Genomic DNA, 12839 nt, shown 5'->3' with positions numbered 1-12839 from the left:
ATTTACCATTTTTTATAATTTAAGTAATAAAACACCAATAAAATAACTCCATACGTTATAATAAATGGGCTCCAAGGAAAGTTTCAGAAACCTGCCGGAGTGATTAAATGAATGGAGGTTATATGTGTTGAAGAAAAAATTATTGGTCATTATTCCAACAGTAGCCCTGATGTTGGCCCCACTAGGAGCGGGAACTTCAATTACCCACGCAGCAACAAAGGAGAAAATCGAAACGAAGGCGGAAACGCGCCCGACCCTCAGGAAAGGCTCACGTTCGAGTTATGTAAGAGACTTACAGCAAAGCCTTAAAGATGTTAAATATAATGTAGGCGTTGATGGGATTTTCGGTACCCAAACACAAAATGTGGTAAGGGAGTTTCAAGTGGATCATAACTTGAGTTCAGATGGTATCGTCGGTCCGCTGACATGGGCTGCTTTAGATGAAAATAAGGTGGAAAGAAAACAGTTTACGGAGAAAGACGCGATTGCGTTAGGGAAGAAGAAGCTGGGTAACAAGATCATATTCAGCGGTGATGGCAGATTGCTGAAAGATGGCAAAGGAAAATCATATTACAATTTTAAAGCTGCTAATAAAGATTGGATCGATCAAGGCGGCACAGGAACGATTGGGTGGTTCAACATTTATAAAGATGGCCGTGTAGTGGAACAATAAAGGGATATACATGCAAAGAATGTTCTCACTTTATGTGGGATTTTTTTTATGTAAAGCATGGTTATAATAAGAAGACTAAATACATCTATTTTTGGCTATAAATAACAAGTAAATATAGATATAATAGTAAATGGACAGCAATTGGTATAGTGGGCAGCGGTCACTCCTTTTTAGAAAGGGGGTGTCGCTGGTGATTTCTATTATGGACGGACTGATGCTAATGATTTCATTCGCCTCTTTAATCGTCGCAATAATCGCGGTTACATTAAAAAAGTAACCCCCTCCATACCATCCGGCCAGATGTATGTAGAAAAAGGGTTACTTTCATGATTGAGTAGCTACTGACTTACCACAGAAAGCCGCTGCTCTTTATGCAGTTTGCTGTTCATTAAGACGCTGGTTTAACCAGTGTCTTTTTTTTTATATATGTTAGTTATCATTATTATATCCTCATTTTACCTATACATTCAACTAAAAAACATGGAAATAGTATCGAATGGTTTCTTTACGTACATTCAAGAGTTTCCTGGGGAGCTCTTGGATTAACGAAGCTTTTGGTAAATAATTAGATTTTCGTTAATTTCCCGCCGGCTTCCAGTTTGAATAATTTCATTCCTTTATAAGATAAAATCGAAGGAATCATACAAAGCAAGGCCATCGGTAAACAATAAAGAAGATAGAAGTGCCCTCCGTTTTCCAGCGAGGGAATAAAGGCTAAAGCAACTAAAAGTAAAGTGAAAAAAATGATCGCGAAAATCCCGAAAGATTGATGATAGAATGCATGAATTTCCCTTCTTCGTTCCTCTTGGTTGGGTAAGGTCTTTACTTCTTTGTGCGTTCGAAGGAATAGGTACAAGGAGAACATTAGAAATAAAGCGGAACATGGTAAAGCGATCGCAAATAATGAAACGTCAAGAATGGAAAGATAAAAGCTGGATAAAAAGAAAACTTCTGACACCCCTAATGCAAAACAATAATTGAAGATACTTATTCTATCAGGTTGTTTAAGCATGAAATCCCTCCTTCTATATCATATTATGCAACTGCTTTCATGTTCACCACTTTGTCACATTTAAAAAGAAAAAAAGTGCACCTAGAATCAAGCAAAGTGGGTTAGTGGCATCGGTCGCTAACTAGTCAGAATTATCAGGCATGCAGATGTTGAATAGAGTCTTCGCATATTACAAATAGTAATAAAATATCGCGAAGGGGGGAGTGCTCAATGACTGTAAAAACGGCAATAATAGGATTTCTGCTCGTTCTTCTATTATATTTCCTTTATGTAGTGGTGATGGCAGTGGTTCTTTTCCCCAAAGCAGAAAAAAAAGAAAATAGGCCGATTAAACATGTGAGTGCATATATGGGTGAGAAGGAATCCACCGTGGATCGTGTCCTGCTTCTCGAAGACGGTTATGAGTCGGGACTCGCTCGGATGCGAATGATCCAGGAAGCCCAGCATTCAATCAATATTGCCTACTATGCTTTTGGAAAAGGCAAATCAACCGAACTTATTATTGGAGCTTTGATCGAAGCGGCTGACAGAGGTGTCAAAGTCCGAATTCTTTTGGATGGAATATCTCATGGACTCAGAGGCCAATTAAGCAGTGCCCGTTATGCATTGGCCTCGCATGAAAACATTGAATTAAGATATTACGAAACCGTTAAGCCATTTAAGCCGTGGACCTGGCATAATCGCCTTCATGACAAAATCATCATTGTAGATGGAAAGTTGGGCATCATCGGAGGGAGAAATATCGCCGATAAGTATTTAGCCAGCAAGCCGCCTAGGGATTATGTCTATGACAGGGATGTACTCATTTTCAATGCTAAAGAGGAAAAAGATAGTGTAATCGTTGAAATGAAGGACTATTTGAATGAATTATGGAACCATCCGTATACGAGCGATGTCTTTTCAGACCTTTCGAAAAGGCAAACGGAAAAAGGGAAACGTGAAAGAGATGCATTGGTGAATCAATACAGCGCAGCTTTACAAACTGATGCCGATTTCGTTAATCCAGCCGTCGATTGGAGCAAGGCTACAACACCTACTAAAAAAGTGTCCTTCATTCATAATCCAATCGAACGTTTCAATAAATACCCTTTTGTGTGGAGATCTCTATTGGATATTGCGGCGAATGCCAATCAATCGGTACTTATCCAAAGTCCCTATATTGTTCCTGCGGATGCCTTAAAGGAATATGTACCGAAGAAGATGGATTCAAAGGCTGATTGGACGATACTTACCAACTCGACGGCATCAACCCCGAATGTGATCGCTTTTTCCGGATACTTAGCGCTTAGGGATCGTATCGTTGAGACGGGGGCAAGGCTTTATGAATATTCAAAGCCTTATTCTTTGCATGGTAAATCAGTTGTCTATGACCAACGATTAAGTGCAGTGGGTTCCTACAATTTGGATTCTCGATCTGCCTTTTTAAATACAGAATCGATGGTGGTCATCGATAGTGAAGCATTTGCAGCGCAGTTGACAGGAGCCATCGAGTCGAAAATCTCGAATAGTACACTCGTTGCTGACAATAAAAAATATATAGAAGCACCTGAAGATCAGAAAAAGGAAGAGTCTTTTTTTAAAGCCACCTTTTTAAATGCCCTCTCGAAAATTACGGTATATTTGAATAGGTTCATTTAAATGATGACAAAAAGACAGCAATCTGAGTGATTGTTGTCTTTTTAACCTTTCGCGGAGTTTATCTTATGAATACATATGTAATTTGCTATACTTGAGCAAGCTAATCACAACTATCGTAAGGAGAACAGAAACATGCAAACATTACAGCACCTATCGCAACATATTGCCTACCTGACGCCAGTTCAGGAAACGGATCGCCCGGTACTTGCCGCCGTTACGGGAAACAAGAAAACGCTCATCATCGATGCCGGTAACTCTGTCCGGCATGCACAGCTCTTTAAGGACGAATTGCTTCGGAATGATAGATGCGGGAATTTCCTCGTTCTTACCCATTCACACTGGGACCATGTATTCGGGCTGGAGAATATCAAGATTCCGGTGATTTGTCAGGAAAAAACATACACAAACATTAAAGATATGCAGCAGCTTTCCTGGGAAGATCAAGCCCTTGATCAACGGGTCGAAGAAGGGACGGAGATTCCCTTTTGCGCCGATGCAATCAAATTGGAACATGGGACGAATAGAGAGATTACCTTCCCCCTGCCTGATATCATCTTTGAAAAAACGATGACGATCGATCTCGGCAATATAACCTGTATCATTGAACATGTTGGCGGCGACCATGCCAAAGATTCCTGCATCATTTATGTACAAGAAGAAAAAACACTATTTCTGGGAGACTGCCTTTATGCCAATCTTTATGCTGAAAAATGGAATTATACGGCTGAACAGGCTTCACTGCTCATTAAGAAAATTGAAGCCTATGATGCCGAAATATATATCCTCTCCCATCATGCTCGGCCTTGCACGAGACAGGAGATGGAGGCGGAGCTTAAGTTAATGAAAGAATGTGCCAGAACCGTGGTCGAACATCGGGGGAACCGAGATTTAATGGAGAAGGAACTGGCTAAAGAATTAAAGCGGGGTTTAACCGAGGACGAGCTCGAAACGATTGGCTTTTTCGTGAATGGGTATGTTGAGTGATTTAAGCACTGAAGAACCCAAAAAGTTAAACACTTTATTATAAAGGTTGGGTGGGGTATGGGTTCGGTATTATTGGGCTCATACTCTTTTATTTGCCCTTTTTCCGCAACAGCCCTACAAAAAATCGATAATAATCGTTAATAGTACTGAAACAATAAGAATGGATAGGAAACCTGAGATAATGTTCCCTGCCTTTGCTCCTCTATTATCGGGATGAATATGACCAATGATAAAGGAGGGGATGAAAAATATAGTCGAATAGAACATTGTATAATGAATACCTGAACCTCCATTTAACAAGAAGCTAAGTCCGATAGTATTTAAAATATGATCTCCAATGAAAGGCTTATCACCAAATTGAAAGGTAAACACTATTCCGATTAAACATAGCGCAAAAGAAAGTGAACCTAAACCGATATTCTTTGTTTTCCTAACTTCAATAGTTGGCATGCCATTTTCTCCTTGTATAAAAACACCAAATTATGGTTTTTTTATTGTATTACTTAAATCGCTACACCTGTATCAGAACCAAAATATAAAAACTGCACCTCCAATTGTTAGATGTTGTCTAACGATTAGGGTGCAGTTCAAATTAATTATGAGCTTTTTCCAGAGCTAGCTTTATCCCGAAACCAATCAAGACCGCACCGGTTATACCCTCGAAAATCGCTTGGGTTCTAGGCTTTTTCATAAAAGCACTGATCTGGTTCAACAGATAGATATAAAATACAAACCACAACGCAGTTAACACGGTATATGTTATGCCCATGATCAGGAAGGGTAAAAACGTATCATTTCCCGGATTCACGAACTGAGGCAGAAACGTTAAAAAGAAGACGGCCACTTTAGGGTTCAGCAGATTGGTAAGGAACCCTTGTTTAAAGCAAGACTGGTTTTCGTACTTACTTTTGACCGACGTTTCCGCCGCTGCGGCCACTTGCTTATTCCTTAACCCCCATAGGGTTTTGAAGCCTATATATACCAAGTAAACGGCACCAACATATTTGAAGATGGAAAATAGTAAAGCGGATTTCACAATGATTGCTGAAAGTCCGAACACGGCAGCTGATGTATGAATAAGCAGGGCACAGCATGTGCCGAACATCGTTTTAAAACCACCCGACGTTCCCACGGTAACGGTGTTCCTTGTGGCTATTGCTGTATCTGGACCAGGTAAGATGATGAGAAGGATACACATGATGATGAAGAAATAAAAGTTTTCCATATTCGGACCTCCACTCTTAGTGATGAATTCTGAAAATTATAACATAGATGTAGTTGGTTTAGGGAAAAAATTTGATGGTCATGATTATTTCAGGACAATGCAGGAGAGGGGAAATCGGCTAGACTAATAAACACGGTGTTTAATGAAACAAAAAACGAGCCAGATCATTTATTGATCTGGCTCGTTTTTTTGAAAAAATTTTGTTAGGGTAACTTTTTCAACACAGCACGTACCGGACTTCCATCTGCTTCAACTAATGGAAGAGGGAGGGCTGCCAACTGATAATTACCCGGTCCTATACCGTCTAGTACAAGACCTTCCAAAATGTGAATTCCATGTCCGGCAAGTTCATGATGTGCAGACAGTTCTTTACTATCCAATGGATCTACTGATGGTAAATCAAGACCAATAAGACGAACGCCGTGTTCTGAAAGATATGCCGCTAATTCTGGTTGGATATGAGGAATCGTTTGTGGAAACACACTCCGATCATTCCATGCATCCGTCCGAATTAACAGACGGGTAACGCCTTGCAGGTCTATACTGGATAATTCATTGACACCGATGCTTGTCTTGTTAGGTAAATGGATAACTCGGGCACTTCCCATATATAAATCGAGATCCAAATCTATCACTCTTTTTCCATCGTCATCAAAATGAAAAGGAGCATCAATATGGGTACCGGTGTGGATACTCATATTGATTTGACCTACATTGACAGATCCACTTTCTTCTTTACTCCAATTGACTTTGTATGAGAAAGGTGTATCTCCAGGCCAAACTGCAACGTTTTCATCCAGACGTTGTGAAATATCAATCCATGTCCCCATGCACCTTACCTCCATCTCTTCTGGCTGTTTCTTGAATATCTTATAGCTTCGTTCTTAGGCTCCATAATTCTGGGAAAAAGTGTTGATCCAGTGCTCTTTTTAAATACGTTACACCTGATGATCCGCCAGTACCTTGTTTATTACCAATAATTCTTTCCACCGTGGTCATATGATTAAAACGCCATAATTGCTGTTGATGGCCAATGTCCACTAACTTCTCGCCCAGCTCATATAAGTCCCAATATTGCTCAACATCGCGGTAAACTGTCAGCCATGCCTCTTCTACACTGGCATTTGGTTCATATCTTTGTGACCAATCCCTGCTGAGGGCTTCTTGATCAATAGGTAATCCGCGCGCCACAAGAGCATTGATTGCCGCGTCATAAATACTTGGCTCATGAAGGGCCAGCTGCATTTGCTCGTATAAATCCGTTTGGTGCTGATAGACTGATAGCGTATGGACATTTTTGTTTCCTAATGCAAATTCAATCAAACGATTCTGATAAGATTGGAATCCGGAAGATTGCCCCAGTTTATCCCTGAACTCCATGTATTCAGCCGGCGTCAAAGTTGAAAGGACATTCCATGACTGGATCAATTGCTGCTGGATCCTCGAAACGCGCGACAGCATTTTAAACGAAGGTTCCAACTTGTTTTGGCGGATGGACTCAGTTGCTGCTGTCAACTCATGTAAAATGAGCTTCATCCATAGCTCACTCGCTTGATGGATAATGATGAATAGCATTTCATCATGATGATCGGAACATCTATGTTGACTAGTTAAAATCTTATCAAGGTGGAGATAATCTCCGTAAGACATCGATTTTTGAAAATCGGTTTGAATTTCTTTCTCTAGACCAGTTATCGTTTGTTCATTTTTATCCATATTCTTCATTCCAAAATCCCCTCACTTTTCCATATGCAAAACTATTTATTCCGTCATTCTATTCTATCTTCTTTTCCAGAGATTCTTCCATTACATTATGGTTAATATTTCTTCTTTTTGAAACAAAATATGCAATAGCTAAAAATAGTAACCAAGGTATCCCGAATTGAAGCATGATCTTGAAATCTGTAAACCATGTTGTAATCATTAAGCTAAATAGAAGAACGGCTCCCAGTATCGTTAAATAGGGAAAACCGATCATCCTTACCGGTAATTTGCGACCGCCGCTTTTCTCCCATTTAACCCTGAAAAACAAATGGGAAATGAAGATCATGAGCCATGTGAACATAGCACCGAACATGGAAATCCCCATCATGAATGCATAGGATGAACCAGGAAGTAACGCATGAACGCCTGCAGCAATGAAAATCCCAGTTGTAGAGACAGCAAGTGCTTTTCCCGGAACGCCCCTTTTGTTTAACTTTCCTAAAAAGCTAGGTGCATGTTTTCCGCGAGCTAATGAAAACATCATGCGTGTTGAGGCATAGAGCTGGGCATTCATGGCAGATAAGGCAGCCGTTAAAATAATAAAGTTCATGATCCCGGATGCACCAGGAATGTTCAGGATTTCCATCACTTTTACGAATGGACTTTCCTCGATCCCAGCCGTTTTCCACGGAACGATCATCAACATGATGCCGATTGTCAACACATAGAAGGTGGATAAACGGAACACGGTCGCTTTTAAGGCTTTTGGAACAGCTGCATCCGGATCTTTTGCTTCTCCTGATGTAACCGCTATCATTTCGGTTCCAAGAAAGCTGAATAAAGAAATAAATACGGCTACCCACATTCCCCACCAACCAAATGGGAAAAAACCGCCTTCGTTTACAAAGTTCTCAGGTCCTATATGTGGCTGATCGGATGAACCAAATAGTACATAGGATCCAAGAAGAATAAAACCAACAATGGCACTTATTTTAATAAAGGAGAACCAATACTCAAATGTAGCGAATGTATTCACGCTAGTAGCATTTACATAAACCAGGGCACCTGCAAACAGAAAAATCCATACGATTCCCGGCACGGTCGGAAACCAATACTTCATATACACGCTGACTGCACTTACTTCAACCCCAACAGCCAAAACATTGGCAATCCAATAAGAATAGCGGACAAGATAGCCTGCCATTGGAGTCATGTACTTTTCAGCAATTGCCCCAAAAGATCCGGAAGTAGGATGGGCAACCGTCATTTCGGCTAAACAGCCCATCAACAGTAAAACAATGAATGCCCCGAGTGCATAGCTGAGCAATACACTTGGCCCTGCCGCTTGAATGGCAAGCCCGCTGCCAAGGAATAACCCTGTCCCGATGGCACAGCCCATCGCGATCATGGAAAGCTGATTTGTTTCCAGCTCACGTTTTAACCCTTTTTCTGGCTCATCTTTAAAGTTCAATTGAGTATTTTTGTTCTCCATAGTTCATCCCCTTTTTATCCAAAAAGATTTTACCCTGGCTTAATTAACTAACCATTTGAGGGATGATCCCCATCTGGCGGAATTCCATGTTATGCGACCACTTCACGCTCATTCTTGAATTTTTCATATTGTTTTTCTGACATGATTTTCTTGAGTATTTGTACAACTTCCCAAACTTCTGCGTAGGAAGTATATAGTGCAACCGGCGCAAGACGAATGATGTTTGGTGCTCGGAAATCTGGAATGACACCGTTCTCTTTCAAGGCCTTGCATATCCGTGCAGCTTCTTTATGCTCGAGGCTTACATGACCTCCGCGGCGCATGTCTTCTCTAGGAGTTCCAATGTAAAATCCCATGTCTGCCAATTCGGATTCGACTAAATCCATTAAATATTGATTGATTTTCAGGGATTTTTCGCGAATATTCTCGATTCCCGCTTCAATAAAAATGTCCAAAGACCCAATCAAAGGTGCGCAACTTAACACATGCGGTGTGCCAATTTGATACGCGCCTGCTGATTCAGCTGGTGTTAACGTATGTTCCATATCGAATTGTTTATCTTTTTTGGAGCCGAACCATCCAGCCAATCCAGGCATCGTTCCAAAATGTTTTCGATTTACATATAAACCGCCAACACCGCCAGGACCGCCATTTAAATGTTTATAATTGCACCAATACGCAAAATCCACATCCCATTCGCTGAATGAATGCGGAATCGCACCGATAGAATGACATCCGTCAAATCCGATTACTATTCCTCTTTTATGAGCTTCAGCAGTTAATCGTTTCATATCCAATATTTGACCGCTGCGATACAGGACTGTTGGCAAGATGATCAAAGCGATGTCATCGGTCATTGCTTCGATGATGTCATCCTCTTCAAGAAATCTGCCATCCGAACTTTTGACGCGGATGAGATCTGTTTCCGGATCGTATCCATGTGTACGCAGCTGACTTTGAAGAGCATAAATATCAGTCGGAAAGGTTAATTCATCTGCTAAAATTTTTGTGCGCGTACCTTCAGGCTTATAAAAAGTGGCAACAAGCTGATGCAGATTTACAGTTGTGGAGCCGGTTACGATAACTTCCTCGGGAGAAGCTCCGACCAATGGGGCCAACTTCGCGCCCAATTTCTCAGCCATGAAAAACCATGGGTGATTCCCTTGCGTCCATCCATCAATCCCATGTTCCTTCCAATCTTCCAATGATTCCAAAAGAGTGCGTTCAGCCCTCTTCGAAAGAAGCCCCAATGAATTTCCATCCATATAGATGGAATCCGGCTTTAAATAAAACTCTTCTCGAAATCCTTTAAGAGTATCTTCCTCATCCATTTGTTTAGCGTGATCCAATGTGTATTCAGAAACCATAATCATCCTCCTATATTAGTATTCTAAATAATTCTAGGAGAATCGTACCAGAGAATATGACATCATGTCAATAATTTAATTCAGAAAATTATAAACATTGAATCGAACTTTCCAACAAATGTTTTTTATTTTATGGAAATCCTTTATGCTAGAAGATAAGGGGAGGAATAAGCATGGAGAATGGCAAAGTAGGGGATAAACGGCATTTACGCTCGGTCATGACACGGCAAAAGTTATTAGAAGCTGCAAAGGCAACATTTCTTGAAGAAGGTTATCAAGCTGCGCTTATTTCCCAAATGATCAAAAGGGCAAACATCGGATACGGAACGGCCTATGTTCATTTTAAAGGGAAAGAGGATCTGTTAATTGTATTAATGGAAAATGTAATGGAGCAATTTTATGAAATTGCCGAGACATCTTTCTTTCCAAAATCAAAAGACGAAGCAAAACATATCATAAACAGACAAGCTAATGCTTTTTTGAAAATGGCAGAAGCCGAACGCAATATGATGCAAGTTTTCGAACAGGCCATTGGGATCTCAACCATTATTTCAGATAAATGGAAAGCGATCCGCATGAAATTCATTCAGCGAATTTCAAAGGACGTCGCCTATGCACAGCAAAATGGGCTGGCAAGAGCTGAACTAAACCATGAGTTAGTGGCAAGAGGCTGGTTTTTCACAAATGAAATGTATCTATGGGAAATTGTCCGAAACGAACATCAAAGTTCTGTCGAAGAAATTGCCCAAACCATCACCTCAGTTTACGTCGAAGGCTTGTATTTGTAATGATAATAGCAGTTCACCAATCTTCCGGTTATATCGGAAGATTTTTTTTATATTAAGCATTTATAACAAAAACACTAAACTCACGAGTAAACCGGCAGAATTCACGAGTAAACCGTCCAAACTCACGAGTAAAGGCGCAGAATTCACGAGTAAAGGCGCAGAATTGACGAGTAAACCGTCCAAACTCACGAGTAAAGGCGCAGAATTCACGAGTAAACCGCCCAAATTCACGAGTAAAGGCGCAGAATTCACGAGTAAACGCCATATTCACGAGTAAAGGAGCAGAATTCACGAGTAAACCACCCAAACTCACGAGTAAAGGCGCAGAATTCACGAGTAAACCGCCAAATTCACGAGTAAACCATCCAAACTCACGAGTAAAGGCGCAGAATTCACGAGTAAACGCCAAACTCACGAGTAAAGCACTCAAACTCACGAGTAAAGGCGCAGAATTCACGAGTAAACCACCCAAACTCACGAGTAAACCACCCAAATTCACGAGTAAATCGTCCAAACTCACGAGTAAAGGCGCAGAATTCACGAGTAAACGCCAAATTCACGAGTAAGGCGCAGAATTCACGAGTAAACGCCAAATTCACGAGTAAACCGCCCAAACTCACGAGTAAAGGCGCAGAATTCACGAGTAAACCGCCCAAACTCACGAGTAAAGGCGCAGAATTCACGAGTAACCTCCAAATTCACGAGTAAAGGCGCAGAATTCACGAGTAAACGGCCCAAATTCACGGGTAAAGATGCAGAATTTACGAGTAAACCATCCAAACTCACGAGTAAAGCACTCAAACACACGATCAAAACGCCTTTATTAGCGTGGGACTTATAGCGTCTACGCCTTAAGTCTTACTAGAAAATATAGCTAAGGCTCATTATACGAAGTTGTAAAAGTAGATAAGATATAAACAAGGAAAGGAGGACGAAAACAATGAAGAAATTTGGTTTATTTATTGTAGGACTGATCGCATTATTTTTTTTACTGGCGAATGTTGGTCCATTGATCAGCCTGGCGATTTGCTTGGCGATCCTATACTTTGGATTCAAGCAGTTCATGAAGTCCGAATCGACAGGAGCCAAGATTGCATGGGGGTCAGTCTCTATTATCGTGCTGATCATTTCTATTTCCCATATCCCGGCAATATTGGGATTGGTGGCAGCTTATGTTCTTTACCTAGTCTATAAAAAATGGAATGAAAATGATGAAAGTGCATCATCGAAAGAAAATGACCCATTCTCAAATTTTGAAAGAGAGTGGAAAGAGTTGAATAAGAACTAATAGAAGGGATGTAATTAGAATGGGTAATTTATTTTCAAGAATGAAACAAACGATTTCGGCTGATTTTCACGACTTGTTGGATAAAAAGGAGCAAAAAAATCCAATTGGAATGTTAAATCAATATCTGCGTCAATGTGAGCAGGAGGCGGAAAAGGTCGGTAAGCTGCTTGAACGTCAATATCTTTTGAAAGAAGAGTTTACGCGTGAATATAATCAAGCGCAAAATCTGGCTGAAAAGCGTAAGCATCAGACTGAGATTGCCAAGCAGTCGGGAGAAATTGATTTAATGGAGTTTGCTGTAAAGGAAAGCCTGCACTATGAAGAGCGAGCGCTAAGTTTGAAGGAGGCGCATAAAAGTGCAGAGGTTCAGTTGGCTGAACTGGAGCGGAAATATGAAGAAATGAAGCATAAGCTGAAGGATATGCATCTAAAGCGTCTGGAGCTGATGGGCAGGGAAAATATTGCCCGGGCAAACAACCGGATCAATCGGGTTTTGGATGGGGGCAGATCCGAAGCCAAACCGGTAGCGATGTTTGAAGAAATGGAGCAATATATAGATCGCATCGAGCACCAGGTCCATACTGATTATAATCGGCATACGATTGATTCCAGGATTGTCCAGCTTGAAAAGGAATTGGAACAGAAAGAGGCGTAAAGGTTTTTTAAGG

At 40.8% G+C, this 12839-nt stretch carries 16 protein-coding genes; 6 read left to right on the top strand and 10 right to left on the bottom strand.

Annotation, left to right across the window (positions count from 1 at the left end; all coding sequences use genetic code 11):
- The first annotated feature begins 124 nt into the window (after nucleotides 1-124).
- Entirely contained in the window at nucleotides 125-673 is a 549-nt protein-coding gene (locus tag J7J00_RS22785) for a peptidoglycan-binding domain-containing protein (protein ID WP_214794837.1), read from the top strand.
- 565 nt (nucleotides 674-1238) lie between these two features.
- On the opposite strand, the gene J7J00_RS22780 is transcribed toward J7J00_RS22785, so the two are convergent.
- Nucleotides 1239-1685, bottom strand: coding sequence for a hypothetical protein (locus J7J00_RS22780; protein WP_214794836.1), 447 nt, complete (start codon nucleotides 1683-1685; stop codon nucleotides 1239-1241).
- A 210-nt stretch (nucleotides 1686-1895) separates the two neighbouring features.
- Here J7J00_RS22780 and J7J00_RS22775 point away from each other — a divergent pair, with 210 nt between their 5' ends.
- The gene (locus J7J00_RS22775) at nucleotides 1896-3323 is read left to right on the top strand and encodes a phospholipase D-like domain-containing protein (protein ID WP_214794834.1); all 1428 of its coding nucleotides are present in this window, start codon (nucleotides 1896-1898) and stop codon (nucleotides 3321-3323) included.
- A gap of 132 nt (nucleotides 3324-3455) precedes the next feature.
- Nucleotides 3456-4307, top strand: coding sequence for an MBL fold metallo-hydrolase (locus tag J7J00_RS22770; RefSeq protein ID WP_214794832.1), 852 nt, complete (start codon nucleotides 3456-3458; stop codon nucleotides 4305-4307).
- Between the two features lie 114 nt (nucleotides 4308-4421).
- On the opposite strand, the gene J7J00_RS22765 is transcribed toward J7J00_RS22770, so the two are convergent.
- The 6 genes from J7J00_RS22765 to kynU form a co-directional block, all read right to left on the bottom strand.
- Complete coding sequence (locus tag J7J00_RS22765; RefSeq protein WP_214794830.1) at nucleotides 4422-4757, bottom strand: hypothetical protein; 336 nt, start codon at nucleotides 4755-4757, stop codon at nucleotides 4422-4424.
- A 142-nt stretch (nucleotides 4758-4899) separates the two neighbouring features.
- Nucleotides 4900-5532: a LysE family translocator gene (locus J7J00_RS22760; protein WP_214794828.1), complete on the bottom strand. Its 633-nt coding sequence runs from the start codon at nucleotides 5530-5532 to the stop codon at nucleotides 4900-4902.
- Between the two features lie 203 nt (nucleotides 5533-5735).
- Nucleotides 5736-6362, bottom strand: coding sequence for an arylformamidase (gene kynB / locus J7J00_RS22755; RefSeq protein ID WP_214794826.1), 627 nt, complete (start codon nucleotides 6360-6362; stop codon nucleotides 5736-5738).
- Nucleotides 6363-6402: 40 nt separating this feature from the next.
- Nucleotides 6403-7248 (bottom strand): tryptophan 2,3-dioxygenase, encoded by an 846-nt coding sequence (gene kynA, locus J7J00_RS22750; protein ID WP_396020601.1) that lies wholly within the window; start codon nucleotides 7246-7248, stop codon nucleotides 6403-6405.
- Nucleotides 7249-7306: 58 nt separating this feature from the next.
- Nucleotides 7307-8728, bottom strand: coding sequence for an amino acid permease (locus tag J7J00_RS22745; RefSeq protein WP_214794822.1), 1422 nt, complete (start codon nucleotides 8726-8728; stop codon nucleotides 7307-7309).
- Between the two features lie 89 nt (nucleotides 8729-8817).
- Entirely contained in the window at nucleotides 8818-10095 is a 1278-nt protein-coding gene (gene kynU / locus J7J00_RS22740; protein WP_214794820.1) for a kynureninase, read from the bottom strand.
- Between the two features lie 173 nt (nucleotides 10096-10268).
- Between kynU and J7J00_RS22735 the strand changes: the two genes are divergently transcribed.
- The gene (locus J7J00_RS22735) at nucleotides 10269-10883 is read left to right on the top strand and encodes a TetR/AcrR family transcriptional regulator (RefSeq protein ID WP_214794817.1); all 615 of its coding nucleotides are present in this window, start codon (nucleotides 10269-10271) and stop codon (nucleotides 10881-10883) included.
- Between the two features lie 52 nt (nucleotides 10884-10935).
- On the opposite strand, the gene J7J00_RS22730 is transcribed toward J7J00_RS22735, so the two are convergent.
- Genes J7J00_RS22730 through J7J00_RS22720 form a run of 3 tightly spaced genes read right to left on the bottom strand, consistent with a single transcriptional unit; the run spans nucleotide 10936 to nucleotide 11690 of the window.
- Entirely contained in the window at nucleotides 10936-11361 is a 426-nt protein-coding gene (locus J7J00_RS22730) for a hypothetical protein (protein WP_214794815.1), read from the bottom strand.
- On the bottom strand, nucleotides 11276-11524 hold the full coding sequence (locus J7J00_RS22725; RefSeq protein ID WP_214794813.1) for a hypothetical protein: 249 nt from the start codon (nucleotides 11522-11524) through the stop codon (nucleotides 11276-11278). The genes J7J00_RS22730 and J7J00_RS22725 overlap by 86 nt, the downstream gene beginning before the upstream one ends.
- Nucleotides 11460-11690 carry a hypothetical protein gene (locus J7J00_RS22720; protein WP_214794811.1) on the bottom strand — a complete coding sequence of 77 codons (231 nt, stop codon included), beginning with the start codon at nucleotides 11688-11690 and terminating at the stop codon, nucleotides 11460-11462. The genes J7J00_RS22725 and J7J00_RS22720 overlap by 65 nt, the downstream gene beginning before the upstream one ends.
- A gap of 133 nt (nucleotides 11691-11823) precedes the next feature.
- On the opposite strand from J7J00_RS22720, the gene J7J00_RS22715 reads away from it, so the two are divergent.
- Together J7J00_RS22715 and J7J00_RS22710 are read left to right on the top strand one after the other, a co-directional pair.
- Entirely contained in the window at nucleotides 11824-12171 is a 348-nt protein-coding gene (locus tag J7J00_RS22715; RefSeq protein WP_098373729.1) for a lmo0954 family membrane protein, read from the top strand.
- A gap of 19 nt (nucleotides 12172-12190) precedes the next feature.
- The gene (locus J7J00_RS22710; RefSeq protein WP_214794809.1) at nucleotides 12191-12826 is read left to right on the top strand and encodes a PspA/IM30 family protein; all 636 of its coding nucleotides are present in this window, start codon (nucleotides 12191-12193) and stop codon (nucleotides 12824-12826) included.
- Nucleotides 12827-12839: the final 13 nt, after the last annotated feature.

Source organism: Bacillus sp. ISL-4 (assembly GCF_018613275.1).
Lineage (GTDB): Bacteria > Bacillota > Bacilli > Bacillales > DSM-1321 > Peribacillus > Peribacillus simplex_E.
This window is presented reverse-complemented; position numbering and strand designations above follow the sequence as displayed.